The 26,252-nt window shown below is 74.2% G+C and carries 21 protein-coding genes and 1 tRNA gene; 15 read left to right on the forward strand and 7 right to left on the reverse strand.

From position 1 onward, the window contains the following. Positions 1–88: 88 nt before the first annotated feature. The 6 genes from ND486_RS19100 to ND486_RS19125 all read left to right on the forward strand — a co-directional run bounded on the left by ND486_RS19100 (position 89) and on the right by ND486_RS19125 (position 9,859). Entirely contained in the window at positions 89–1,114 is a 1,026-nt protein-coding gene (locus tag ND486_RS19100) for a LacI family DNA-binding transcriptional regulator (protein ID WP_251785575.1), read from the forward strand. Positions 1,115–1,285: 171 nt separating this feature from the next. Then, positions 1,286–2,569: an MFS transporter gene (locus ND486_RS19105; protein WP_251785576.1), complete on the forward strand. Its 1,284-nt coding sequence runs from the start codon at positions 1,286–1,288 to the stop codon at positions 2,567–2,569. Beyond that, positions 2,566–5,181, forward strand: coding sequence for a glycoside hydrolase family 78 protein (locus tag ND486_RS19110; protein ID WP_251785577.1), 2,616 nt, complete (start codon positions 2,566–2,568; stop codon positions 5,179–5,181). The genes ND486_RS19105 and ND486_RS19110 overlap by 4 nt, the downstream gene beginning before the upstream one ends. Before the next feature lie 97 nt (positions 5,182–5,278). Then, positions 5,279–6,451 carry an L-rhamnose isomerase gene (gene rhaI / locus ND486_RS19115; RefSeq protein WP_251785578.1) on the forward strand — a complete coding sequence of 391 codons (1,173 nt, stop codon included), beginning with the start codon at positions 5,279–5,281 and terminating at the stop codon, positions 6,449–6,451. A 4-nt stretch (positions 6,452–6,455) separates the two neighbouring features. Next, entirely contained in the window at positions 6,456–8,495 is a 2,040-nt protein-coding gene (locus ND486_RS19120; protein WP_251785579.1) for a bifunctional aldolase/short-chain dehydrogenase, read from the forward strand. Next, positions 8,492–9,859 carry a rhamnulokinase family protein gene (locus tag ND486_RS19125; RefSeq protein WP_251785580.1) on the forward strand — a complete coding sequence of 456 codons (1,368 nt, stop codon included), beginning with the start codon at positions 8,492–8,494 and terminating at the stop codon, positions 9,857–9,859. Before ND486_RS19120 ends, ND486_RS19125 begins: the two co-directional genes overlap by 4 nt. 476 nt (positions 9,860–10,335) lie before the next feature. Here the strand turns inward: ND486_RS19125 and ND486_RS19130 are convergent. Next, positions 10,336–10,408: transfer RNA gene (locus ND486_RS19130), tRNA-Ala, on the reverse strand. Between the two features lie 1,227 nt (positions 10,409–11,635). On the opposite strand from ND486_RS19130, the gene ND486_RS19135 reads away from it, so the two are divergent. Further along, entirely contained in the window at positions 11,636–12,496 is an 861-nt protein-coding gene (locus tag ND486_RS19135) for an alpha/beta fold hydrolase (RefSeq protein ID WP_251785581.1), read from the forward strand. 10 nt (positions 12,497–12,506) lie between these two features. On the opposite strand, the gene ND486_RS19140 is transcribed toward ND486_RS19135, so the two are convergent. Continuing rightward, positions 12,507–13,418 carry a TrmB family transcriptional regulator gene (locus ND486_RS19140; protein ID WP_251785582.1) on the reverse strand — a complete coding sequence of 304 codons (912 nt, stop codon included), beginning with the start codon at positions 13,416–13,418 and terminating at the stop codon, positions 12,507–12,509. A 139-nt stretch (positions 13,419–13,557) separates the two neighbouring features. Next, positions 13,558–14,280, reverse strand: a complete 723-nt coding sequence (locus ND486_RS19145) for a FadR/GntR family transcriptional regulator (protein WP_251785583.1) — start codon at positions 14,278–14,280, stop codon at positions 13,558–13,560. A gap of 217 nt (positions 14,281–14,497) precedes the next feature. Between ND486_RS19145 and ND486_RS19150 the strand changes: the two genes are divergently transcribed. Beyond that, on the forward strand, positions 14,498–14,986 hold the full coding sequence (locus tag ND486_RS19150; RefSeq protein WP_224403973.1) for a gluconokinase: 489 nt from the start codon (positions 14,498–14,500) through the stop codon (positions 14,984–14,986). After that, the gene (locus tag ND486_RS19155; RefSeq protein WP_251785584.1) at positions 14,983–16,485 is read left to right on the forward strand and encodes an SLC13 family permease; all 1,503 of its coding nucleotides are present in this window, start codon (positions 14,983–14,985) and stop codon (positions 16,483–16,485) included. Before ND486_RS19150 ends, ND486_RS19155 begins: the two co-directional genes overlap by 4 nt. A gap of 114 nt (positions 16,486–16,599) precedes the next feature. Here the strand turns inward: ND486_RS19155 and ND486_RS19160 are convergent, their stop codons facing one another. Next, entirely contained in the window at positions 16,600–17,502 is a 903-nt protein-coding gene (locus tag ND486_RS19160; RefSeq protein WP_251785585.1) for a LysR substrate-binding domain-containing protein, read from the reverse strand. Positions 17,503–17,802: 300 nt separating this feature from the next. Here ND486_RS19160 and ND486_RS19165 point away from each other — a divergent pair, with 300 nt between their 5' ends. Genes ND486_RS19165 through ND486_RS19185 form a run of 5 tightly spaced genes read left to right on the forward strand, consistent with a single transcriptional unit; the run spans position 17,803 to position 22,808 of the window. Continuing rightward, positions 17,803–18,897 (forward strand): ABC transporter ATP-binding protein, encoded by a 1,095-nt coding sequence (locus ND486_RS19165; protein ID WP_251785586.1) that lies wholly within the window; start codon positions 17,803–17,805, stop codon positions 18,895–18,897. A gap of 15 nt (positions 18,898–18,912) precedes the next feature. After that, positions 18,913–20,274: an ABC transporter substrate-binding protein gene (locus ND486_RS19170; protein WP_251785587.1), complete on the forward strand. Its 1,362-nt coding sequence runs from the start codon at positions 18,913–18,915 to the stop codon at positions 20,272–20,274. Further along, complete coding sequence (locus tag ND486_RS19175; RefSeq protein ID WP_251785588.1) at positions 20,271–21,044, forward strand: metallophosphoesterase; 774 nt, start codon at positions 20,271–20,273, stop codon at positions 21,042–21,044. Before ND486_RS19170 ends, ND486_RS19175 begins: the two co-directional genes overlap by 4 nt. Beyond that, entirely contained in the window at positions 21,041–21,985 is a 945-nt protein-coding gene (locus tag ND486_RS19180; protein WP_251785589.1) for a carbohydrate ABC transporter permease, read from the forward strand. Before ND486_RS19175 ends, ND486_RS19180 begins: the two co-directional genes overlap by 4 nt. Next, positions 21,975–22,808 (forward strand): carbohydrate ABC transporter permease, encoded by an 834-nt coding sequence (locus tag ND486_RS19185; RefSeq protein ID WP_251785590.1) that lies wholly within the window; start codon positions 21,975–21,977, stop codon positions 22,806–22,808. Before ND486_RS19180 ends, ND486_RS19185 begins: the two co-directional genes overlap by 11 nt. Positions 22,809–22,834: 26 nt before the next feature. Here the strand turns inward: ND486_RS19185 and ND486_RS19190 are convergent, their stop codons facing one another. Further along, a complete protein-coding gene (locus tag ND486_RS19190) occupies positions 22,835–24,295 on the reverse strand; it encodes a PLP-dependent aminotransferase family protein (protein WP_251785591.1) in 1,461 nt (486 codons plus the stop codon). 67 nt (positions 24,296–24,362) lie between these two features. Between ND486_RS19190 and ND486_RS19195 the strand changes: the two genes are divergently transcribed. After that, the gene (locus ND486_RS19195; RefSeq protein ID WP_251785592.1) at positions 24,363–25,028 is read left to right on the forward strand and encodes a hypothetical protein; all 666 of its coding nucleotides are present in this window, start codon (positions 24,363–24,365) and stop codon (positions 25,026–25,028) included. Here ND486_RS19195 and ND486_RS19200 read toward each other — a convergent pair. Beyond that, the gene (locus tag ND486_RS19200) at positions 24,979–25,716 is read right to left on the reverse strand and encodes a thioredoxin domain-containing protein (RefSeq protein WP_251785593.1); all 738 of its coding nucleotides are present in this window, start codon (positions 25,714–25,716) and stop codon (positions 24,979–24,981) included. The genes ND486_RS19195 and ND486_RS19200 overlap by 50 nt on opposite strands. Next, positions 25,716–26,234 (reverse strand): MauE/DoxX family redox-associated membrane protein, encoded by a 519-nt coding sequence (locus tag ND486_RS19205; protein WP_251785594.1) that lies wholly within the window; start codon positions 26,232–26,234, stop codon positions 25,716–25,718. The genes ND486_RS19200 and ND486_RS19205 overlap by 1 nt, the downstream gene beginning before the upstream one ends. Positions 26,235–26,252 lie beyond the last annotated feature (18 nt).

Genomic DNA, 26,252 nt, shown 5'->3' on the forward strand with positions numbered 1-26,252 from the left:
GGGCCGCATCGCGCCGGGGGACGGGTGACACCTCCCCGGCGCAGCCCGATCGCTACCGTGTGCGCCGGACCCGGGGAAGAGGAAGCCGATGCCCAGCATGAAGGACGTCGCCCGGCTCGCCGGGGTGTCCCTCGGCACGGTCAGCAACGTGCTGAACCGACCCGAGCTGGTCAGCCCGGAGCGACGTGCGCTGGTCGAGCGGGCGATCGACGAGCTGGGCTTCGTCCGCAACGAGCCCGCCCGGCTGCTGCGGGCCGGGCTGAGCCGGACGATCGCCGTCGTCGTCCTGGAGGTGGCCAACCCGTTCTTCGGTGACATCATCGCCGGGGCCGAGTCCCTCGCCGAGGAGCGCGATGCCCAGATCATCGTCTGCAACAGCGGTGGTGACCCCGCCCGCGAGGCCCGGCATCTCGACCGGCTCGCCGAGCAGCAGGTGCTCGGCATCCTGCTCTCCCCCGTCCAGGAGGCGCTGAGCGCCCAGCTGCTCGCCCGACGCCGCAGGCACCCCCCGGTCGTGTTCGTCGACCGGGTGCCGTCGACCCCGGGCCTGGCCTCGGTCGCCGTCGACAACATCCGCGGGGGCGAGCTGGTGGGTGAGCTGCTGTCGGACTCCGGCCACGAGCACGTCGCCTTCGCGGGCGGTCCGATGACCCTGCGCCAGGTCGTCGACCGCCTGCACGGGCTCCGGTCGACGTTCCGGCGCGGCAGGATCGACGTCGTCGAGACCACCGGGCTCACGATCGAGGCCGGTCACGCCGTCCTCGACCAGCTCCTCGCGCGCCCCGGGCCCGAACGGCCCACCGCGGTGTTCTGTGCCAACGACCTGCTCGCGATCGGCGTGCTGAACGCGTGCATGCGCCGCGGGGTCGCGGTGCCCGGCGAGCTCTCCGTCGTCGGATACGACGACATCGCCTTCGCCGCCACCGCGAGCGTCCCGCTGACCACCGTCGCCCAGCCCGGCCGCCTCCTCGGCCGTGAGGCCGTCTCGCTGCTGCTCGACGGCCCGGCCGACGGTGCCCCGCCGAACCTCGTCCACACCCCGGAGCTCGTCCTGCGCGACTCCACCCGGTCGGTGCCGGGGCGCCGCCCGTCGGCGGATCCGTCGGCCTCCTGACGGCTGCGGTGGCGGGCGTCGGCGCCCGGCCGGCCGTCCCGCCGGGCGCCCCGGCGGCCGCGCTCCGGGGACCTCGCGGGCCCCGGATCCCGGGACAGGCTTGACCCCCGTCGCGCCAGCCCCTACCCTTCACCCACTCTGAAACGTTTCATTCTCCTGATCGGAGTGGCCATGCCACGGTCATCGACGACCGCCAGCCCCATCGACCGCAGGCTCTGGCGGCTCGCCGCCGTCGCGGGGATGGCCTCCTACCTCGACGCCGGGATCCTCGTCACGGTGGGACTCAGCCTCACCACGTGGCGCGACAGCCTCGGCTTCGACCCGTGGACGCTCGGACTCATCAGCGGCGCCCTCACCTTCAGCATCGCCGTGGGCGCCCTGTTCGGCGGCCGCATCGCGGACGTGTTCGGCCGCCGCCGCGTCTTCAACATCGACATCCTGGTCTACGCGATCGGCGTCTCCCTGATCCTGTTCGCGCAGAGCCCCTCACTCATGATCGCCGGCGTCGTCATCGGCGGGCTCGCGGCGGGCGCCGACCTGCCGACGTCCATCGCGGTGGTCTCGGAGATGGCCCCGGACGAGGCCCGCGGCAGGCTCGTCGCCTTCACCCAGGTCATGTGGAGCGTCGGCATCGTCGCCGTCACCGCCCTCGGCTTCGTGGTGTCGGGCCTCGGGCTGACCGGGATCCGGATCCTGTTCGCGCACCTCGCGGTCCTGGCCCTGGTGACCTGGGCGGCCCGGGTGTTCAGCCCGACGCTGCGCAGGCTCGAGGAGGACGCGATGGGGGCGGGCAGCAGCTACGAGCCCGAGCCCGCGATGCCGCTCCGCGCGCTGTTCACCTCGCCGCGGCTGGTGGGCACGATGGCGCTGACCGGCCTGTTCTACATCTTCTGGAACCTGATGGCGAACACCCTGGGCCAGTTCAAGGCGTTCCTGCTCAGCACCGTCGCGGGCGCGTCGCAGACCCTGGTCACGGGCCTGGCGCTGCCCACGTCGCTGCTCTCGCTGGTGATCGGGCTCGTGTTCGTGCGGATCGCGGACACCCGGCTGCGCCGTCCGCTGTTCTACGTCGGCGCGGTCCTGCAGATCGTGGCCATGGCCGTCGGCGCCCTGACCGGCGGCGGCGTCCTCGGCGCGATGATCGTGCTCCTGGTGCTGTTCAACCTCTCCTACCCGTTCGCCGGCGAGGCCCTGTACAAGGTGTGGACCCAGGAGGGCTTCCCGGTCAACGCCCGGGCGACGGTGCAGGGCTTCACCTACTCGGTGTCCCGGTTCCTGTGCGCCGGCTTCGCGGTCGTCACCCCGGCCATCGCGACGGCGAACCCGTCCGCACTGCTCTGGATCATGACGGGGTGCGCGGCGGCGGCGGCGGTGGTCGGCTGCTTCCTGATCGGCAGGCCCGCGTACCGCACCGAGGAGCCGGCCCCCCAGACGGCGGAACCGGCGGGGCGATGACCGCCGCGACCGGCCCGACGGCGTCGTCGGACGACACCCGGGTCGCCGTCGGGCCGGTCCGGGCGGAGAACCACGCGCCCGGGGAGGCCGTCGGCATCGGCGAGGAGCGGCCGCGGCTGTCGTGGGCGGTCCTCGCGCCGCCCCGGTGGCGGCAGCAGGACTACGAGGTCGAGCTGCGGCGCGGGGACGACGTCGAGGTCCACGGCCCGTTCGCCGACACCGACTCGCTGTACCGGCCCTGGCCCGGACGGCCGCTGCTCCCGCGCGAGCGGGCGGTCGTCCGGGTCCGGGTGCGGGGCGTCGACGGCGGGTTCTCCCCGTGGAGCGGGCCCGAGCCCGTCGAGCGCGGCCTCGCGGCGGCCGACTGGGTCGCCGTGCCGGTCGGGTCGCCCGCCGACGAGGACCCCGACTCCGACCGCCGGCCCGCTCTCGTACGACGGGACTTCACCGTGCGGGCGGAGGTCGTCGCCGCTCGGGTGTACGTCACCTCGCACGGCCTGCACGAGCTGGAGGTCAACGGGTACCGGGTCGGGACGGACGTGCTCTCCCCCGGGTGGTCGCCCTACGCCACCCGGCTCCGCTACCTCACCCACGACGTGACGGACCTGCTCGTCCCGGGGGCCAACGCGATCGGCGGGCTCCTCGGCGACGGGTGGTACCGGGGCCGACTGGGCTTCCGCGGCGGCCACCGCAACCTCTACGGCACCGACCTCTCCCTGATCGCACAGCTCGAGATCGAGTACGCGGACGGCGAGCGGGACGTGGTGGCCACGGACGCGGCCTGGCGGGCCGCACCGAGCCCGATCGTGGTCTCCGGCCTCTACGACGGCGAGACCTACGACGCGCGGGACGAGCGACCGGGCTGGTCCCGGTCCGGATTCGACGACGCAGGCTGGCTGCCCGTCGCCCTCGGCCACCGCGACCCCGCCACGCTCGCGGCGCCGGACGGGCCGCCGGTCCGGTGCACCGAGGAGTGCGCGCCGGTCACGCTGGAGCGGCGCGCGCCCGACCGGCTGGTGGTCGACATGGGCCGCAACCTGGCGGGCCGGTTCGCCGTGCGTGCCACCGGCGGCGCGGGCGACGTGCTGCGGATCCGGCACGCCGAGGTGCTGCAGGACGGCGAGCTGTACACCCGTCCGCTGCGCACCGCCCGCGCCACCGACGTCTACGTGTTCGCGGGCGGACCGGCGACGTGGGAGCCCCGTTTCACCTACCACGGCTTCCGCTACGCGGAGGTCACGGCGCCGCCCGGGGTGCTCGACACCCTCGAGCTGAGGGCGCACGTGCTGCACAGCGACATGGACCGGACCGGCACCTTCGCCTGCTCGGACCCCGACGTCACCACGTTGCACGACAACGTCGTGCGGTCGATGCAGGGCAACTTCGTCGACGTCCCGACCGACTGCCCGCAGCGCGACGAGCGCCTCGGCTGGACCGGGGACATCCAGGTCTTCGCGCCGACCGCCACCTTCCTGTACGAGACCACGGGGATGCTGTCCTCCTGGTTGCGGGACCTGGCGATCGAGCAGCTCGACGACGGCACCGTGCCGTGGTTCGTGCCGGTGGTCCCGACCGGGGAGCGGTGGACGCCACCCCGGCCAGGAGCCGCGTGGGGGGACGCCGGCGTGCTGACCCCGTGGGACGTGTTCCACGCCTCGGGCGACAGCGAGATCCTGCGCAGGCAGTGGGACTCCGCGCGGCGCTGGGTCGACCTGGTGGCCGACCGGGCGGGCCCGGACCGGCTCTGGACCGGGGACTTCCAGCTCGGGGACTGGCTGGACCCGGCCGCTCCCCCGGACGACCCGTTCGCCGCGACGACCGACCCGGACCTGGTCGCGAGCGCCTACCTGGCCCGGTCCGCGGGCCGTCTCGCCGAGATCGCGACCGTGCTCGGCCGGGAAGACGACGCCACCGGCTACCGCGCGCTGGCGCGCGAGGTGCGGGCAGCGGTCCGCGACCGGTACCTCTCCCCGGAGGGCAGGCTCGCCCAGGAGTCCCAGACGGGCTACGCGCTCGTCGTCGCGTTCGGGCTGACGGACGACCCCGTCCAGCTCGCGACGGCGGGCCGGCGGCTGCGCGCACTGGTCGAGGAGGCGGGCCACCGGATCGCGACCGGCTTCGTCGGCACGCCGCTGGTCACCGCGGCCCTGACGGCGACGGGCTCGCTCGACACGGCGTACCGGCTGCTCGGCCAGACCGAGTGCCCGTCCTGGCTGTACCCGGTCACCCGGGGCGCGACCACGGTGTGGGAGCGCTGGGACAGCCTGTGCCCGGACGGCACGGTGAACCCCGGCGAGATGACCTCGTTCAACCACTACGCGCTGGGGGCCGTCGCGCACTGGCTGCACACGACCGTGGCCGGGATCGAGGCGGCGGCACCGGGCTGGCGCGCGGTCCGCTTCGCCCCGCGCCCGGGCGGGGGCCTGAGCTGGGCACGCGCCGAGCACCGGAGCCCCTACGGTCGCGTCGCCGTCGCCTGGCGGATCGAGGAGGGCACGCTCAGCGTGACCACGGTGGTGCCCACCGGCTCCACCGCCCGGCTCGAGCTGCCGGACGGCACGGTCGTCGAACTCGGCCCGGGACAGGCGACCCACACGTGCCCCGCCGCCTGAGCACCGCGTGACACCGCGCGCGGTTCACTCCGTCGCCCATGGTTGATACGTTTCAAGTTGTGCCCGACCCAGACCCCGTTCCACGAGGTGATCGCAGATGACATCCCCCGCCACCCCGGCCCTGTTCGACGCCCTTGCGGCCCAGACCATCGAGCTGCCGAGCTGGGCGTTCGGCAACTCCGGCACCCGCTTCAAGGTGTTCGGGCAGCCGGGCACCGCGCGGGACCCGTTCGAGAAGATCGCCGACGCGGCGCAGGTGCACGCGCACACCGGGCTCGCGCCCCGTGTGTCGCTGCACATCCCCTGGGACTCGGTGGACGACTACGCCGCCCTCGGCGCGCACGCCGCCGAGCTCGGGGTCTCCATCGGGGCGATCAACTCCAACCTGTTCCAGGACGACGACTACCGGCTGGGCTCGCTCACCCACCCGGACCGGGTGGTGCGCAAGAAGGCGATCGCGCACCACGTGGAGTGCGTCGAGGTGATGCGGGCCGTCGGATCCACCGATCTCAAGCTCTGGCTGCCCGACGGCACGAACTACGCGGGCCAGGACGACATCCGGTCCCGCCAGGACCGGCTCGCCGAGTCGCTGCAGGAGATCTACGCACTGCTCGACCCGACCCATCGCCTGCTGCTGGAGTACAAGTTCTTCGAGCCGTACTTCTACACCACCGACGTCCCGGACTGGGGCACGTCGCTGCTGCACTGTCTCGCCCTCGGTGACCGCGCGCAGGTGGTGCTGGACACCGGCCACCACGCACCGAACACCAACATCGAGTTCATCGTGGTGCAGCTGCTGCGGGCGGGGCGGCTGGGCGCCTTCGACTTCAACTCCCGCAACTACGCCGACGACGACCTGATCGTCGGCGCCGCCGACCCGTTCCAGCTGTTCCGGATCATGAACGAGATCGTCGGGAACGACGCGCTGCGGCCCGGGTCCGGCGTGAACTTCATGCTCGACCAGTGCCACAACATCGAGCCCAGGATCCCCGGCCAGATCCGCTCGGTGCTCAACGTCCAGGAAGCCACCGCGAAGGCGCTGCTCGTCGACCGTGACGAGCTGCGCACCGCCCAGCAGACCGGGGACGTCCTGGGTGCCAACGCGATCCTGATGGACGCCTACCACACCGACGTCCGCCCGCTGCTCGCGGAGTTCCGCGCGTCGCGCGGCCTCCCGGCCGACCCGTTCGCCACCTACCGCACGTCCGGACACGCCGAGAGGATCGCCGCCGAGCGCGTCGGCGGGACCCAGGCGAGCTGGGGCGTCTGATCACATGGAAGGCCACACCGTGAACCCCGTGCAGGACCTGATCGCCCGATCCAACCGACTCGGCGCCGATCCCCGCAACACCAACTTCGCAGGCGGCAACACCTCCGCGAAGGGCACCGAGACCGATCCGGTCACCGGCCGGCCGGTGGAGCTCATGTGGGTCAAGGGCTCGGGCGGAGACCTCGGCACCCTGACCGAGGCCGGGCTCGCCGTGCTGCGGCTGGACCGGCTGCGCTCGCTGGTGGACGTGTACCCGGGCGTCGACCGCGAGGACGAGATGGTCGCGGCGTTCGACTACTGCCTGCACGGCCGGGGCGGCGCCGCCCCCTCGATCGACACCGCGATGCACGGGCTCGTCGCCGCGCCGCACGTCGACCACCTCCACCCGGACTCCGGCATCGCCCTGGCCTGCGCCGCGGACGGCGAGGCCCTCACGAAGGAGATCTTCGGCGACCGCGTGCTGTGGGTGCCGTGGCGGCGTCCCGGCTTCCAGCTCGGCCTCGACATCTCCGCGGTCGCCTCGGCCAACCCGCAGGCGATCGGCGCCGTCCTGGGCGGGCACGGGATCACCGCCTGGGCCGCCACCGCCGCCGAGTGCGAGGCGAACTCGCTGGAGATCATCCGCACCGCGCAGGAGTACCTGGACTCCCGGGGCGCCCCGGAGCCGTTCGGCCCGGTGCGCCCCGGCTACGACCCCCTGCCGGAGGCCGAGCGCACCGCCCGGGCCGCCGCGCTCGCGCCGGTGATCCGCGGCCTCGCCTCCACCGACCGGCCCCAGGTCGGCCACTACACGGCCGACGAGGTGGTGCTGGAGTTCCTCTCCCGCGAGAAGCTGCTCCCGCTGGCCGCGCTGGGCACCTCCTGCCCGGACCACTTCCTGCGCACCAAGGTCCGCCCGCTCGTGCTCGACCTGCCCCCGTCGGCGTCGGTCGAGGAGTCGGTGGCCCGGCTGACGGAGCTGCACGCGGAGTACCGCGCCGAGTACGCGGCCTACTACGACCGGCACGCCACCCCGGACAGCCCTGCCATGCGGGGTGCGGACCCGGCGATCGTGCTGGTACCGGGCGTGGGCATGTTCTCCTTCGGGAAGGACAAGCAGACCGCGCGGGTCGCGGGCGAGTTCTACGTCAACGCCGTCAACGTGATGCGCGGTGCCGAGTCGGTGTCCACCTACTCCCCGATCGACGAGGCGGAGAAGTTCCGGATCGAGTACTGGGCGCTCGAGGAGGCCAAGCTCGCGCGGATGCCGAAGCCGAAGCCCCTCGCCACCCGGGTCGCGTTCGTGACCGGCGCGGGCTCGGGGATCGGCAAGGCCGTCGCGCTGCGGCTGGCCGCCGAGGGTGCCTGTGTCGTCGTGGCGGACCTGGACGCGGACACCGCGGCGGACGTCGCCGCCGAGATCGGCGAGTCCGCGATCGGGATCGGTGCGGACGTGTCGGACGGCGAGGCCGTCGCCGCGGCCTTCCGCGCCGCGGCACTGGCCTTCGGCGGGGTGGACCTGGTCGTGAACAACGCGGGTCTGTCCATCTCCAAGCCGTTGCTGGAGACCACCGAGAAGGACTGGGACCTCCAGCACGACGTCATGGCGAAGGGCAGCTTCCTCGTCTCCCGCGAGGCCGCCCGCATCATGATCGAGCAGGGCATGGGCGGCGACATCGTCTACATCTCCAGCAAGAACTCCGTGTTCGCCGGGCCGAACAACGTCGCCTACGGCGCCACCAAGGCCGACCAGGCCCACCAGGTCCGGCTGCTGGCCGCCGAGCTCGGCCCGCACCAGATCCGGGTCAACGGCATCAACCCGGACGGCGTCGTCCGCGGGTCGGGCATCTTCGCGAGCGGCTGGGGGGCGTCCCGGGCCGCGGTGTACGGCGTCGAGGAGGAGAAGCTCGGCGAGTTCTACGCCCAGCGGACCCTGCTCAAGCGCGAGGTGCTCCCCGACCACGTCGCCGCGGCGGTCATGGCCCTCACCGGCGGCGAGCTGACCCGCACGACCGGCCTGCACGTCCCCGTCGACTCGGGTGTGGCCGCGGCGTTCCTGCGATGAGGGTCGCCGCGGTCGACCTGGGGGCCTCCAGCGGGCGGGTCATGGCCTGCGAGGTGTCCCCCGCCGGGATCGAGCTGACGGAGGTGCACCGGTTCCCCAACGGGCCGGTGCGCCTGCGGGACACCCTGCACTGGGACGTGCTGGGCCTCTACCGGGGTGTGCTGGACGGCCTCGCGAAGGCCGGCCCGGTCGAGGCGGTCGGCATCGACTCCTGGGCGGTGGACTACGGCCTGCTCGACGCGTCCGGGGCCCTGCTCGGCAACCCGGTGCACTACCGGGACTCCCGCACCGACGGCGTCGCGGCGCGCGTGCCGGACAGCTACGCCACCACCGGTGTCCAGGTCCTCCCGTTCAACACGGTCTACCAGCTGGTGGCGGCCGCCGGGTCGCCCCAGCGGGCACTCGCCCGGGAGCTGCTGCTGATCCCGGACCTGCTCGGCCACTGGCTGACCGGAGCACGGGTCGCCGAGGTCACCAACGCCTCGACCACCGGCCTGCTCGACGTGCACACCCGCGACTGGGCCCGGGGGGTGATGACGCGGGTCGGCATCGAGCCGGACCTGTTCCCCCCGCTCGTCGAGCCCGGCACCGTGATCGGCTCGCTCCCCGGTGGGGAGCGGCTGGTCGCCGTCGGCTCGCACGACACCGCCTCGGCCGTGGTCGGCGTACCCGCGGACACCGACCGGTTCGCCTACGTCGCGACCGGGACCTGGTCGCTGGTCGGGCTGGAGCTGCACAAGCCGGTCACCGGGGAGGACAGCCGCACCGCGAACTTCTCCAACGAGCTCGGCGTGGACGGCACCGTGCGGTACCTCCGCAACGTCATGGGTCTGTGGTTGCTGCAGGAGTGCCTGCGCGAGTGGGGTGACCCGGAGCTCGGCCCGCTGCTCGAGGCGGCGGCGGCGGAGCCCGGCCTCACCGCCGTGGTCGACGCGGGCGACCCCGCGTTCATCCCGCCGGGCGACATGCCCGCCCGGATCGCGGCCGCCGCCACCGGACCGCTGACCAGCCGCGCCGCGGTCGTGCGGTGCATCATGGACAGCCTCGCGCTGGCCCACCGCCGGGCGGTCCGGGATGCGATCCGGCTCTCCGGCCAGGAGGTCGACGTGGTGCACGTGGTGGGCGGCGGCGCCCGCAACACGCTGCTCTGCGCGCTCACCGCCGACGCGTGCGGGCTGCCCGTGCTGGCCGGTCCGGTGGAGGCCGCCGCCTACGGGAACGCGCTGGTCCAGGCCCGTGCGCTCGGTGCGCTCGAGGGGGGTCTGACCGACCTGCGCGCCGTCCTCCGCGGCTCCCTCGCCCCCACCCGCCACGAGCCCACCGGGGACCCCGCCGCCTGGGACCGCGCCGAGTCGGCGCTCTGACCCGACCGTCCTCGACGCCCGTCCGGACCACAGGTCCGGACGGGCAGGACCCGGGGTCCGACGGCTCCGTCGCGAAGCCCGGGTGCGCTGCGCCGGGAACGACGTCGACCCGGCCGGGTCGCGGACGACCCCGCCACCGGTGCGGTCCACGCACGCGCCGCCGACCGGAGATGTCTCGACGGGGCCGGCCGCTGTCCTGCCCGCCTTCCCCGCGGGACGGTGCGGCGCGGGCGTGAGCCGCGTCGGCCGTTCCGCCGCGCCTCGGCTGCCGCAGCGCTCGATGCAGCGGGGCGGCCGCCCCGGCCCTGCGGGTCGCGACAGACGCTGAGGACGGCGTCGACGACGGTGCACTGCCACGGGTCCTGATCCACCGGAGCGACGCCCGGTGGGCGATGGACACTCGGTCGGTCACTCAGATCGGCCACACCCAGCAAAGAAAAAGGCCAGGACCGAAGTCCTGGCCTGGTGAAGAAGGGTGGAGCTGAGGGGATTCGAACCCCTGACCCCTTGACTGCCAGTCAAGTGCGCTACCAGCTGCGCCACAGCCCCTTGCGACATGAAGAACACTACACGGGCCGGTTTCCGGCCCGGAAAGGGGGGTGCCCCTGCCGGAGCCGACACCTACCGTCGGCCCCGTGCAGCCCTCTGACATCGGACGACTGGTCACCCTCGGCGCCCCCGCGGTGTCCCCGGACGGCACGGTCGTCGCCGTCGCGGTCCGCCGCGTCGACCTCGGCGCCAACCGGTACCGCACTGCGATCTGGCTCACCCCGACCGACGGGAGCAGCCCACCGCGCCGGCTGACCGGCTCCGAGCACGGCGACTCCTCCCCCGCCTGGTCGCCGGACGGGACGAGGCTGGCCGTCGTCACCGGGCGGGAGGGCGGCGGCGCGCAGCTGCGGGTGCTGCCGATCGGCGTCCCGGGCGAGCCGGTGGTGGTCTGCGAGCGTCCGGAGCCGGTGTCCGAGCCGGTGTGGTCGCCGGACGGCACGCGGATCGCCTTCGTGTCCCGGGAGCGGGCGGCCCGCTGGGCCACGGGCGACGACGACCGGGCCCGTGAGCCGCGCCGGATCGACCGGCTGTTCAGCCGGCTGGACGGGGAGGGCTGGATCATCGACCGCCCGTCGACGGTGTTCGTCGTCGACGCCGGGGGTGGCGACCCGGTGGCCGTCGCGGGCGGGCCGTACGAGCACTCGTCGCCCGCCTGGTCGCCGGACGGGCGGACGCTGGCCGTCGTCGCGGACCGGGAGCCGGACTGGGACCTGGACGAGACCGCGCGGATCTACCTGGTCGACGCCACGGGTGGCGGGGGCGGGCCGCGGCGGCTCACCCGCACCGGGCGCCACCACACGCACCCGTCCTGGTCGCCGGACGGCACCCGGCTGGCCACCCTGGCCTCCGACGACCACCTGGCGTCTCCGGCGCACGCGTCGCCGGCGGTGGTCGACGTCGCGACCGGGCGGGAGGACGTCCTCGCGACCGGTGTCGACCGCACCTGGCGGCCGTTCCCCGGCGCCCGCGCCCCGATCTGGGACGACGGGCACCTGCTCGTGTCCTGCGAGGACCGTGGCGGGATCCACCTGTACCGGGTCGCGGCCGACGGCGCCGGAGCGGGCACCGCGCAGGCGCTGCTGACCGGCGAGCGGGCGGTGACCGCCTACGACCGCGCGGGCGGGCGTCCTGGTCACCGACCACGACCACCTCGGCGAGCTGCACGTCACCGACGACGGGTCGCTGCGCCGGCTCACCTCGCTGACCGAGCCCTTCCACGACGCCGTGCCGCGCGGGCGCACCCCGGTGCGGCTGGCCGTGCCGTCCCCGGCCGGGGACGGCGACGTCGACACCTGGGTGCTGCTGCCGGACGAGCCCGCCACCGGCGACGGCGGGCGGATCCCGGTGCTGCTGTCGATCCACGGCGGCCCGATGACCCAGTACGCCGACGCCTGGTTCGACGAGTTCCGGCTGTGGGCGGGCGCCGGCTACGCGGTCGTCTGGTGCAACCCGCACGGCTCGACCGGCTACACCCAGGACCGGGTCCGGTCGATCCGGAGCCCGCTGGCGGAGACCGCGCCCGGGACCGGGTGGGGCGGGATCGACGCCGACGACGTGCTCGCCGCGCTCGACGGCGCCCTTGCCGCCTTCGACCGGCTCGACCGGGACCGGGTGGGCGTCCTCGGCGGGTCCTACGGCGGCTACCTCACCTCGTGGCTGGCCGCCCACCACTCCGCCCGGTTCGCCGCCGCGTGCAGCGAGCGGGCGGTGAACAACCTGGAGTCGCTGGACTGGAGCTCCGACGCCGCCGGGTGGTTCGGCCACGAGCTGGGCCGCTCGCTGCTGGACGCGCCGGAGGAGTACCGGCGGATGTCCCCGCTGCACCACGTCCGCGGCATCGACGTGCCGATGCTGATCCTGCACTCCGAGGACGACCTGCGGTGCCCGGTCGAGCAGGCCGACGCGCTGTTCGTCGCGCTGCGGCTGCTCGGGCGGCCGGTGGAGTACTGGCGGTTCCCGGAGGAGGGCCACGGGATGTCGCGCGACGGGTCGCCGCGCCACCGCGTCCAGCGGGCGCAGATCATCCTCGACTTCTTCGGCCGGCACCTGGGCGGGCGCAGGCCGGAGGAGGTCCCCGCCGGCTGAGCTGCGACGCTCAGCCGGCCCGGCTGCGCCCGTCCTCGTCGTCGCCCAGGTCCTCGATGTCGACGCCCTGGTCGTCGGTCTCCGGGCCGACGGACCGCGGCGCGCCGTCGACGGCCCGGACCGGCTCGCCGACGGGCTCGCGCAGCCGTCGCAGGGCGGGGTCGTCGACCCAGAACTCGTCGAACCCGTGCTCGGCGAACCGGTCGGCGACGCGGTGGATCGCGATGTCGTGACGCACGTAGAGGTGCGCGAGCAGCACCGCGGCCGGGTCGTCGGTGTAGAGGCCCCAGGTGCGGTCGGCGGTGAGCCCCCCGATCACGGCCTGGTCCCGGTCCGCGACGACGATGAGCATCCGCCGGCCGAGGTTGTCCTCGACCGCCGACGGGGCCGAGTAGCGGTGCTCGGTGTGCCAGCCGACCGGGTCGTCGTCGGCGCCGAAGACGACCGTGGCCACGTCGACGCCGTGCTCCTCGGCCCGGCGGATCGTGGGCTTGAGCGCCTCGACGTCCTCCGGCCAGCCGAGCACGTACAGCTCGGAGCGGGCCGCGGCGGCGACGTCCTCGGCCCGTTCGAGCAGCATCCGGCGCTCGGTCAGCGAGTGCACCAGCCGCACCTGCGGTGGCGCGGTCAGCCGCGGGATCTCGTTCTGCAGGATGCCCAGCGTGCGGTCGAAGTCGCGGCGCATCCGCTCCAGCAGCGTCGCGGGCGGCAGCGGGACGTAGCCGGTGCCGTCGGCGGCCCGCACCTCGAACGCCGCGCCGCGGCCGACGAGCTTGCCCAGCGTCTCGTAGACGGTGCTGCGCGGCACCCCCGACCGCTTCGCCACCTCGTAGCCGTTGACCGCCTCGCCCGCGCTGACCAGCGCCACGTAGGCCTTGGCCTCGTAGCCCGACAAGCCCAGTCGCTGCAGCTCTTCCGTCACCCGCCGTACGGCCATTGCGAGATCATCTCACTCATTTCGGCACCGTCCCGCGACGTGGTGCCGCGGCCCCGTCGCGCACGACGGTCTCCCTATGATCGGTTGCGGACGACGGATTGATACGTCCGGATCCGCACCATCATCACAATCGAGGACCCGGAGCGCGCGCCACACCGGCCCGCATCGCCGCGTCCGCCTCGCGCAGGATCTCGCGCATCGCCGCTCCGGCACCCGCCGGGTCACCGGACCGGACGGCGTCGGCGACGTCGCGGTGCAGCCGGATCGCGTCGGGCTCCGGACGGCTGGGCATCAGGTGGTGCCGGGTGCGCCCGGCCAGCACCTCGGCGACGACGTCGCCCAGCGCGGCCACCATCTCGTTGCCCGAGGCCGCGAGCAGCGTGCGGTGGAACACGACGTCGGCCTCCAGGTAGGCCAGCAGGTCTCCGGACCGCCCGTGCACGGTCATGTCCATCACCGCGCCGACGAGCGCACCGCACTGCTCGGGAGTGGCCCGGTCGGCGGCCAGCTCCGCGGCCAGCGGCTCCACCCCGCAGCGCAGCTCGGACAGCGACCGCAGCTGCTCGTCGCGGCCGGGACCGTCCAGCCGCCAGCGGATCACCCGCGGGTCGTGCACGTTCCACTGCTCCCGCGGGGCGACCGTCGTGCCGACCCGGCGCCTGCTGCGCACCAGGCCCATCGACTCCAGCACGCGCACGGCCTCCCGGACGACGGTGCGCGACACGCCGTAGCGCGCGACCAGCTCCTCGGCCCGCAGGACCTCGCCCGCCCCGATGGTCCCCGCGGCGATCGCGGTACCGAGCCGGTCCAGGACGTCCCCGTGCAGACCCTCCGTTGCGCCACCCACGACCCGAATCGTGCCACTCGACAGGCTCGACGACGCGATACGACATACCTGAACCGATTCGGTGTTGAAAAAGTACTACTAATAACTCACTCTGGTCCCCACAACGGTCCGGGTACTCCCGGTCCGCGTGCCGATGCCGCCACACCCGTGAGGAGCCGATGCAGTGACGCAACAGCCGGCGACACAGCAGCCACCACCCCACCCGCTCGTCGTCGTGATGGGGGTGTCCGGCTCCGGGAAGTCCACCGTCGGCGCCGCCCTCGCCGACGCCCTCGGTGTCCCCTTCACCGACTCCGACGGCCTGCACCCGGCCGCGAACGTCGCGAAGATGACCCAGGGGATCCCGCTCACCGACGCCGACCGCGAGCCCTGGCTCGACGCCGTCGGCGCCCGGCTGGCCGAGCACACCGGCACCGGGCTCGTCGTCGCCTGCTCGGCGCTGCGCCGTGCCTACCGCGACCGGCTGCGCTCGCACGCGCCGTCGACGGTGTTCGTGCACCTGTCCGGCGACGCCGCCGTGCTCGCCGAGCGCATGGGCGGGCGCTCCGGGCACTTCATGCCGACCGCGCTGCTCGACTCCCAGCTGGCCACCCTGGAGCCGCTGGCCGCCGACGAGGCCGGGACGACGCTGGACATCCGCCGGCCGGTCGACGAGATCGTCGCGGGCGCCGTCGCCGTCACCGGGCCGGAGGTGGCCCCGCGATGACGCTGCACCCCGCACTCGTCCTGGCCGCGGAGCAGGCCCAGCCGGTCGCCTCCGCCGGTCGCCTGGTGACCGCCGCGCTGGTGGGCATCGTCGCGCTGGTCCTGCTGATCACGCAGTTCTCGCTGCACCCGTTCCTCGCGCTGACCATCGGCTCGCTGCTCGTCGCGGGCGTGGCGGGTATGTCGATGGGCGACGCCGTGGAGGCCTTCTCCGACGGCTTCGGCTCCACCGCCGCGAGCGTCGGCACGCTGATCGCGCTGGGCGCGATGTTCGGCAAGCTGCTCGCCGACTCCGGCGGTGCCGACCGGCTGGTCGACACGATCGTCTCCCGCTCCGGCCCACGGACGCTGCCGTGGTCGATGGCCGCCGTCGGCGCGCTGATCGGCCTGCCGATGTTCTTCGAGATCGGCCTGGTCATCCTGATGCCGGTCATCTTCCTGGTCGCACGCCGCGCCCAGGTCTCACTGATCGCCGTCGGCATCCCGGCGCTGGCCGGGCTCTCCGCCATGCACGGCCTGGTCCCGCCGCACCCCGGCCCGCTCGCCGCGATCGGCATCCTCGACGCCGACCTGGGCATCACCCTGGTCCTCGGCGTGCTCGTGTCGATCCCGGTCGTCGTCCTGGCCGGGCCGCTGTTCGCCAAGGTCGCGGCCCGCTGGGTCGACGTGTCCCCGCCGGCGCTCTTCGAGTCCCGGGTCGCGGCCGGGAGCGGCACCGCGTCCGGCGGATCGGCCGGCGCCACCACCGGCACCGACCCGGCCAGCGGCTCCGGCAGCGACGCCGGCAGCGACGCCGCCGTCGATCGCGACGCCCCGTACGGCGGGCCCACCCGGCGCCCCGGGTTCGCCGCCACCCTGCTCACCGTGCTGCTGCCGGTCGTGCTGATGATGGGCAAGGCGGTCGGCGACATCGCCGCACCCGAGGGCAACCCGGTGCGCGCCGCGCTGGACTTCGTCGGCACCCCGCTGGTCGCGCTGCTGCTCTCGGTGCTGGTCGCGATGGTCACCCTGGGGACCGGATCCGGCATGAACCGCGCCGGGATCATGGGCTCGCTGGAGAGGTCGCTGCCCGCCATCGCCGGGATCGTGCTGATCGTCGCCGCGGGCGGCGGGTTCAAGCAGACCCTGGTCGACACCGGGATCGGCGCGATGATCGCCGGCTGGGCCACCGGCGCCGGCATCTCCGCACTGCTGCTGGGCTGGCTGGTCGCGGTGGCGATCCGACTCGCGACCGGGTCGGCGACGGTCGCGACGGTGACCGCCGCGGGCATCCTCGTCCCGCTGCTGCCGACGCTCGACCCGACCCAGACCTCGCTGCTGGTACTGGCGATCGGCGCGGGCTCGCTGTTCTTCTCCCACGTCAACGACGCCGGGTTCTGGCTGGTCAAGGAGTACTTCGGGCTCACCGTCGGCCAGAACATCAAGACCTGGTCGATCATGGAGACCGTCATCTCGGTCTCCGGCCTGGTCCTGGTGCTGGTGATCGACCTGGTGATCTGACCCCGTTCGGCGGCGCCGGCGACGCCGGCGGGCGCGCACGACTCCGGTGCACTCCGCGGCGACCCGGCCGGGTCCGGCGGCGGAGTGCACCGGTGACACCCGGCGTCACCGCGGTCAGGTCCGCGCGAACGTGTAGGGACCGGCGGCGCCGAGGGCGCCGAGCAGCGCGTCCACCAACGGTGTCCGGTCCTCGGTCCGCCACACGACGTGCAGGGTCAGCGTCGGCGAGGGATCGGTCAGCAGCACGGCGGCGAGGCCCTGGGACGCGGCCCGGACCGCCCGCGACGCCGAGGCGAACCCGATCACCTGGCGCGCGGTGACGAACACACTGGTCGCGACGGGATCGTCCACCTCGGCGGTGACCGTCAGCTTGATGCCCGCGCGGTCGACGGCGCCCATGATCGCGTCGTACATCGCGGGACTCTGCTCGCGCCGGAACAGCAGGCAGGGCTGGCGGTCCAGCATGCGGATCGGCACGCTCTCGCGACCCGCCCACGGATGCCGTTCCCCGACCACTGCGACGACCGGGACCGTCATCAGCTCGGTGGAGGACAGCTGCGGGCTGGTCGGCCTGCCGTAGACGAACCCGACGTCCAGTTCGCCGGCCAGCAGCCCCTCCACCTGGGGCCCGGTCCGCCGTTCCCACAGCTGGGTCTGCACGTGGGGGTGCTCGGCGTTGAGCACCGCCAACGCCGCGGGCAGCACGTCCTGCCCGGCGGGGAAGTTGAAGCCGATGGTGAGCGTCCCCGCCCGGCCCGCCGCGACCGCATGGGCCGCCGCCACGGCGCGGTCGGCCTGGTCCAGGAGCTTGCGGGCCTCCCCCCGGAAGACCTCGCCCGCCGGGGTCAGCCGCACCTCGTGGGAGCTCCGGCGCACCAGCTCCACACCGACGTCGCGCTCCAGGCGCTGCAGCTGCTGCGAGAGCGACGGCTGGGCGAGGTGCAGTCTCCGGGCGGCCCGGCCGAAGTGGAGTTCGTCCGCGATCGCCAGGAAGGCCCGCAGGTGACGGAGCTCCATGGGCCTGCCCCTCTCCGACGGATGCCCGCGACGGTAGGCCGCGCCGGTCGCCGCCGGACGACGGCCGGGCGAACGTCGCGTGACCACGGGCGGACGAGGTCCCGGGTCGGCGCGCGGAAGCGGCCCGGGCTCGTGCCCGACCTCGTATCGAGCGACCGGAGATTCCGATCGTCGCTGGTCAGCGACACCTCGGCCGCGCCACACCGAGGCCGTCGCGACCCTCACGGGCGCCGCTGTTCACCGCGACGCCATCCCGCGCTGCTGACATCCGTGGCAACCACCACCCGAAGGAGACCCGCGGTGAGCCGCATCCAGATCGACGGCCTGACCCGCCGCTTCGGTGACGTCACGGCGGTCGACGGCATCTCGCTCGACGTCGCCGACGGCGAGTTCCTCGTCCTGCTCGGCCCGTCGGGCTGCGGGAAGTCGACCCTGCTGCGCATGGTCGCCGGGCTGACCCCGCCGACCGGCGGCCGGGTCCTGCTCGACGGCCGCGACATCACCACCGTCGCCCCGCGCGAACGCGACCTGGCCATGGTCTTCCAGAGCTACGCGCTCTACCCGCACCTGACCGTCGCGAAGAACATCGGATTCCCGCTGCGCACCCGCCGACGCCGGGACGTCGGCGCGCGGGTCGCCGAGGTCGCCTCGGTCCTCGGTCTGGAGGAGTTGCTGGACCGGCGCCCGAGGGAGCTGTCCGGGGGACAGCGTCAGCGGGTCGCGCTGGGACGGGCACTGGTGAGGGCACCGGGCGCGTTCCTGCTCGACGAGCCGCTGTCCAACCTGGACGCCACCCTGCGCACCGCGACCCGCGCCGAGCTGACCCATCTGCACCGCAGGCTGCGCTCCACGTTCGTCCACGTCACCCACGACCAGGTCGAGGCGATGACGATGGCGACCCGGATCGCCGTGCTGAACGGCGGGCGGCTGGAGCAGGTCGGGACCCCGGAGGAGGTCTACGACGCCCCGGCCTCGACCTTCGTCGCGGGGTTCGTCGGTTCCCCCGCGATCGGTCTGCTGCCCGCCCGGCTGCAGGGCACCGACGGCCTGCTGCGGGCGGTCGGCGACGGCGTGGACGTCCCGCTCGGCCCCGGCGACGACGAGGGCCGGGACGTGCTCGTCGGCGTCCGGCCCGAGCACCTGCGGGTCGGCGAGGGAGCCGCCGCGTGGCGGGGCACCGTACGGCTCGTCGAGAACCTCGGCGGCGAGGAGGTCGCGCACCTCGACGTGGGGTCCGGCCGGATCGCCCTGCGCGGCCCCCGCCCCCTCGGCCTCGCCGGCGGCGACCACGTCCGGCTCACCGCCGACCCCGACCGTGTGCACCTGTTCTCCGCCACCGGCGGCCGCCGGCTGGTGCGTACCCCCGAACCGACCCGCGCCCCCGTCGCGGTCTGACACCGAGGAGTCGACATGCGTCACCTCCGTCCCCTCGCGGCCGCGCTGGCCGCGGTCGCGCTGCTCGCCGGATGCGGGGTCGGCGGTTCCGCCGGCACCGCGCCCGGCACCGTCGCGCGGGCCCCCGAGCTCGCCCCCGGCCAACAGGTCACGATCACGTTCGAGTCCTACAACCTCGGCCAGGCCGGACCGTGGACCGACACGTTCACCGATCTGCTGGAGACCTTCCACGCCCGGCACCCGGACATCACCGTCGTCGCGCAGAGGCCGCAGGGCACCAGTCCCAACCCCGCCGCCGACACCATCTCGAGCATCCAGACCCAGGCCGCGACCGGGAAGGCCCCCGACCTCGTCCAGGTCGGGTTCTCCGACATGGGGTTCCTCGTGGACCAGCTCGGCGCCAAGCCGCTCGACGACCTGGTCGGGGCGGACGCCGTCGCCCGGAACTTCGGCGGACCGCACCCGTTCGCCCCGGCCACGACCGGCCTCGGGACGCTGCACGGCAGGACCTACGGCGTGCCGTTCGTGCTGTCCACCCCGGTGCTCTACTACAACGCCTCGCTCTTCCGCGCCGCCGGACTCGACCCGGCGAAGCCCCCCGCCACCTGGGCCGGGGTCGCCGACGCCGCCGCCAGGATCCGGGCGACCACCGGCAAGGAGGGCGCCTACGCCGACTGCGTGACCACGGTCGCGAAGGACTGGTGCCTGCAGAGCCTCGTCCGGTCCAACGGCGGCCGGGTGCTCTCCGAGGGCCGGACCACCCTGCGGTACGCCGAGCCGGAGGCCGTGGAGGCCGTGAGGACGTTCGCCGACATGGTGCGTTCCGGCGCCACCCCGAAGTTCACCCAGCAGCAGGCCGTCGAGGCGTTCGCCCGCGGTGACCTGGGCATGATCCTCGAGTCCTCCTCCCTGCAGGGCACGTTCGGCAAGGGCGCGGCGGGAGCCGGCTGGGAGCTGCGCGGGGCCGCGATGCCGTCCTTCGGCGGCGCCCCGGCCGTCCCGACGAACTCCGGGGCCGCGCTCTACGTGCTCGCCGACGGCGGGCCGGAGCAGCGTGCGGCCTGGGAGCTGCTGACGTTCCTGACCAGCGACGAGGCGTTCACCCGGATCGCGCAGAACATCGGCTACCTGCCGCTGCGGACCGGGCTGGTGCAGTCCGCGCTCAAGGACTGGGCGGCCGAGAACCCGACCGCCGGGATCAACATCGAGCAGCTCGGCCGGATGGAGCCGTGGGTGTCCTTCCCCGGCAACGACTACCTGCAGATCCGCGACGGGATGATGGGCGCCGTCGAGCAGGTCGTGCTGCAGGGCGCCGACCCGCGCTCCACGCTGCTCGCCGCCCAGCAGCGCGGCCAGGCCTTGCTGGGGGCCCGGTGACCCGGCTCGCGATCGTCTCCGACACCCATCTGACCGACGACCCCGCCTCTGCCGTGACGCTGCGGGCGGCCCTGGCCCGGGTCACCGCGGGCCCGCCGCCGGACGCCCTGCTCCTGCCCGGCGACCTCGCCGCGGACGGCGAGCCGGCGGCCTACGCGCTGCTCGCCGAGCTCCTGGAGCCGCTGGACGTGCCCGTCGTCCCGGTGATGGGCAACCACGACGAGCTCGATGCCTTCACCACCGTCTTCGGCAGCCCGGACCGCGTGCTGTGGACCGGGGACACCCGGATCGTGGCGGTGGACAGCACCATCGCGGGCCACCACCACGGGCGGATCGGGCCCGAGCAGCTCGACCGGCTCGCCGCCGAGCTCGCGGTGCCGGCCCCCGGGGGGACGGTGCTGGTCCTGCACCATCCGCCGCTCCCGTCGCCGGTGCCGTCGGTCGACCTGCTGCGGCTGCGGGAGCCGGAGCGTCTCGCTGCGGTGCTGGCGGGTTCGGACGTACGGATGATCGTCTGCGGCCACGCCCACCACGCCGGGGCGGGTGTGCTTGCCGGGATCCCGGTATGGGTGGCACCCGCGCTGGTCTACCAGGTGGACGTGTTCCCGCCTGCCGGGCGTCTGCGCGGGGTGTCCGGCGCGGCGCTGAGCCGGATCGACCTGTTCGACGAGGCCGCGGTCGCCTCGGCGGTGCCCCTCGACGGCGCGCCCGTGTACGACGTCGACGCCGCCGAGCGGATCGCCTGGATGGCGGAGCGGGTCCCCCGGTGAGCACGCTCGTCGAGGTCCCGGCGCCGGAGCGCACCGACGCCCCGGCGCCGGTGCGGCTGCCGTGGACGACCCGGGCCGCCCGGGCCGCGCCGCCCTACCTGTTCCTCCTGCCGGGGCTCGCACTGCTGGTGGTGTGGGTCTACCGGCCGCTGGCCACGACGGTGCAGCTGTCGTTCCTCTCCTGGAACCTCCTGCCGACCAGCCCGGCGACCTGGGTCGGGTTCGCCAACTACGAGCGGTTGTTCGCGCTGCCGGACTTCTCGTCATCGGTCGGCCGCACCGCGGTGCTGATCCTCGGGCTGCTGCCGTTCACACTCGTGGTGCCCACGGTCGTCGGCCTGCTGGCGCGGCAGGTGCACGGCCGGGCCGCCACCGTGTACCAGGCGCTGGTGTTCGCGCCGATGCTCGTCGCACCGGTCGCCGGTGCGGCGGTCTGGCAGTGGATGCTCGACCCCCGCGACGGTCTGGTGAACCGGCTGCTCGGCACGTCGGTCAACTGGCTGCAGGAGCCCGGGCCCGCCCAGGCCGCCGTCATCGTGATCACCGGCTGGCACGTGCTGGGCTTCGCGACGCTCGTCGTGGCGGCCGGACTGGCCGGGATCGACTCCGAGTACTCGGCCGCCGCCTCGCTCGACGGCGCCACCCGGTGGCAGACCACCCGCTGGATCACCGTGCCGCTGCTGTCGCCGACGTTGTCGTTCCTGCTGCTCATGACGCTGCTGCTGGCCGCCCAGTGGAGCTTCCCCCTGGTCGACACCCTCACGCAGGGCGGGCCGTCCGGCGCCACGACGAACGTCTACTACCTGCTGTGGGACTACGCCTTCGGCTCGTTCGACGCCGGGCTGGGCGCGGCCGCGGGGATGGTCTTCTTCCTCGGGTTCGGGGCACTCGCCCTGGTGCTGGTGCGTCTCACCGAACGGTTGTCGTTCCATGACTCGTGAGATCGTCGGAGCGGCGGTGCCACGGTCCCGCGGGATCGTCGGGCACCTCGTCCTCGGGCTGCTGGGGCTGGCCGCGATCGTGCCGGTGTACTGGCTCTACGCCACCTCGCTGCGCGCCCCCGAGGACGTCCACTCGCTCAGCCCGTTCCCCTGGCCGCTGTCCGGTGCGAGCTACGCCGAGGCCTGGGGCGCCGTCGACATGCCGCGGCTGCTGCTGAACACCACGGTGATGGCGGTGATGATCGCGCTGGGCCAGCTCCTGACCGGGCTGCTGGCCGGGTACGCGTTCGCGGCCTGGCGGTTCCGCTTCCAGAACGTGCTGTACCTGCTGTTCGTGGCGACCTGGCTGGTGCCGTTCCAGGTGACGATGGTGCCGAACTACGTGCTGCTCAACCAGCTCGGCACGCTGAACTCCGTCGCCGGGGTCGTCATCCCGAACCTGTGCTCCGCGCTGGCCGTGATCATGCTGCGCGCACACGTCCGCTCGGTGCCGTTCGAGCTCCTCGAGGCCGCCCGGATGGACGGGCGCAACGCCTGGTCGACGCTGTGGACCGTCGTGGTGCCGAATCTCGCCCCGGCCCTCGCCGCGCTCGGCGTGCTGCTGTTCGTCAACGCCTGGAACGAGTACTTCTGGCCGGCCCTGGTGCTGCAGCGCACGAATGCGGTCCTGCAGCTGGGTCTGCGCAGTTTCATGGGCACCGAGGGAAACGACTGGGGACCGATGATGGCGACCGCCGGAATGGCCTGCCTCCCGGTGCTGCTGCTCTATCTGGTGCTGCAACGCCGGATCGTCGACGGCTTCGTCCGCTCCGGCCTGAAGTAGGCGTCGGAGACCACCACCGGCCCGCCTCAGACGACGACGCCGGCCCGGGTCGCCGGGTCGGCTCCGGTCGTCCGGCCCGGCCCGGCGACGTCGCGGGCGGTGCGGGCCAGGCGCCGCACCGCCTCGGCCGTCACCGGCCCGGGGTGGGTGAAGGGCACCCGCAAGCGGTCGGTGAACGCGTGCCCGGCCCCGAACCGCGGGCCGGGCGCCAGCACCAGGCCGTGCCGCGGGGCGGCCGCGGTCAGCGCCGTCGAGACGTGCGCACCGAGGTCGCACCACAGCGCCAGCCCGCCGTCGGGGACGGTGAAGCGCCAGTCCGGCAGGGCCGCGGCGAGCTCGGCGACCAGCAGGTCGCGCCGGGTGCGCAGCACCCCGACCCGTTCGGCCCGCAGCACGTCGAGCCGCTCCAGCACCTCGACGGCGACGAGCTGCTCCAGCACCGGCAGCGCCAGCTGGGCGCGGGCCAGCCGTCGTCGCATCCGGGCGGCGCGCTCGCGGCCGGCCCGGATCCAGCCGATCCGCAGCCCGCCCCAGGCGATCTTGCTCAGCCCGCCGACGGTGACGACGTCGTCGGGACCGGCGGCGTGCGCGGCGCACGGCAGCGGCCCCGTGGCGCCCTCGCGCAGGTCCAGCTCGGCGAAGGTCTCGTCGACCAGGGCGACCGTGCCCTGGCGGGAGAGGCGCTGCACGAGCCGGGCGCGGGCGTCGTCGTCGAGGAGGCGGCCGGTGGGGTTCTGGAAGTCCGCCATCAGGTACGCGACCCGCGCCGCGGTCTGCCGGGCGGCCCGCGGCAGCACGGTCTGCGGGGTCGCGTCGGCGCCGTCCGCCGCCACCGGGACGGCGACCGCCCCCGCGTCGGCGACGACGTCGAGCGCCGACGGGTAGGTGGGGTGCTCGACGAGCACCCGGTCGCCGGGCCCGGCCAGCTCGGCGACGACGATCCCGATCGCCTGCAGCGCCCCGCCGGTCACGACGACCTGCTCCGGCCCGGTCGGGAGCCCCCGGGCGGTGAACCGGTCGGCGATCGCGGCCCGCAGCGCGGGCAGGCCGTCCGGGCCGTAGCCGTGTCCGGCCAGCTCCGCGGCACCCCGTTCGACGGCGCGGGCGACCAGGTCGGGCAGCACCGCGGGCGCGGCGGGCGCGGCGTGGGCGAGGTCGATCGTGCCGCGGTCCACCGGTCCGGGCGCCCAGACCCCGTCGACGCCCCCGGTGCGGTCCGGGAGCCGCACCCAGGTGCCCGCCCCGTGCCGGGCGTCGGCCCAGCCGTCGTCGCGCAGGTCGCGGTAGGCGCGGGCGACGGTGACCCGGCTGACGCCCAGCGCCTCGGCCAGCGCCCGCTCGGCCGGCAGCCGGGTACCCGACGGCAGCCTGCCGTCACCGGTCAGCACCCGCACGGCGTCGGCCAGTACCCGGTACGCCGGGCCGCGCCCGCCGTGGACGTCACCGCTCAGCGCGGCGAGGCGCTCCGCCCCGATCCCCTGCGTCATTCCCGATCCACTTCCGCTCGAGTGGCACGGTGACGACAGGCCACCGACAGGGGCAGCATGCCATCTCGTGACGATCGACAGCTCCCGCTGGTCGCTGCGGATGCCGCGGCGCACCCGGCGGCTCACCCAGCTCGTGGCCGGCCTGGTCGCCTACGCGGTCTCGATGGCGCTGATGATGCGCGCGGCCCTCGGCTCGATGCCGTGGGACGTGTTCCACCAGGGCGTCGCCGGCTGTACGGCCCTGTCGGTGGGCGCGGTGACCGTGGTCGTCGCGGTCGGGGTGCTCCTGCTGTGGATCCCGCTGCGGGAACGACCGGGGCTGGGGACGGTGGCGAACGTCGTCGTCATCGGGGCCACGGTGGACACCGCGCTCGCGGTGCTGCCCGCCCCGGAGGCGCTGTGGCTGCGGACGGCGTACGCCGTCGCCGGGATCGTGCTGAACGCGGCGGCGACGGCGGCCTACATCGGGGTCGGGCTGGGGCCGGGCCCGCGGGACGGGCTGATGACCGGGCTCGCGGCCCGCACCGGCCTGTCGGTGCGGCTGGTGCGGACCGCGATCGAGGTGACGGTCGTGCTCGTCGGGTGGGCGCTCGGCGGTGTCTTCGGCCCGGTGACGGTGGTCTACGCACTCGCCGTCGGGCCGCTGGTGCAGTGGTTCCTGCCGCGCGTCACCGTGGGGGCGGTCAGCCCGTCACCGTCGACAGCCAGTCCCCGTTGCTCAGATCCATCTTGACCCCGTTCACCATCACCGTCGGGGTCCCGAAGCGTCCGCCGGGCGCCACCGCCGGGTCGGCGACGGCCGCCTTGGTCGCGTCGGCGATCGCCTGGGTGTTCGCCTGACGGGTGACGCAGCCCGCGAAGTCGCCCGTGGCCCCCAGTTCGGTGCCGAGCGCGGTCAGCTCCTGCACCGTCTTGCCGGCACTGCCCTCGGCGGGCTGGTCGGTGTACAGGCGGGAGTGGTAGGCGGGGAAGATCCCGGCGTCGGCGGCGCACAGCGCGGCGTTGCCGGCGCGGGTCGAGTAGCCGGGCGGGGTCGAGCGCTCGTCGAGGATCACGACGTGGTGATAGTTGATCTTCGCCTTGCCCTCGTTCACCGCGGTGGTGAGCTGGTTCCCGACGCTGCTCTCCAGCTGTCTGCAGGCGGGGCAGAGGTAGTCCTCGTAGAGGTCGACGGTCACCGGGGCCGCCTGGTTCCCGGCCTTCACGACGACGCCGTCGCGGGTCACCGGGTAGGTCGCGACGGTCGCCTTCTGGTAGTTCTGGTACAGCACGTAGACGCCCGTGGCCAGGGCGATGACCAGCACGAGCGCGCCGATCCCGAGGTTGCGACCGAGCCCGCTCGAGGTGCGTGCGGAGCTGATCCCCGCCGCCTGCAGCCGGGCCTGCGCGGCCTGCCGGCGCTCGCGCTCGCTCTGTCCCATCAGTGCTCCTCCGTCGCGTCCGCCGGCGCCCGCCGGTCGTGGTCGTGTGCCGCGGCCCGGTCCCCGCGCCCGTCGAGGGAGAACAGCGTGCGCGGGCGCACCGTCAGGTACACCGCGGCCGCGACGAAGGCGAGGTCGCGCAGCAGGGCCAGGCCGTAGCCGGTGTCGTCGGGGTCGACCGGTCCGCCACCGCCGAAGCAGCCGCAGTCGATCGCCAGCCCGCGCGCCCACGCCTGCACCAGTCCGGCGACGAACGCGAGCAGCAGCACGGTGCCCACCACCGCGGCGAGCCGGGTGGCGAGGCCCGCGAGCAGCAGCAGGCCGAGTGCGATCTCCAGCGGCGGCAGCAGGGTCGCGACCGGCACGACGAGCGCGTCCGGCAGCACCCGGTAGGCGGCGACGGCGACGGCCGTGGTGAACGGCTCGGACAGCTTCACCGCCCCCGACACCAGCCAGACCACGGCCAGCCCCAGCCGCAGCACGGTGCCCAGCACGTCGAGCGGGCGGACTGCGGTCACGACCGGGGAGCCTAGCGA

The sequence above is a fragment of the Pseudonocardia sp. DR1-2 genome, from assembly GCF_023717215.1.
Classification (GTDB): Bacteria; Actinomycetota; Actinomycetes; order Mycobacteriales; family Pseudonocardiaceae; genus Pseudonocardia; species Pseudonocardia alni.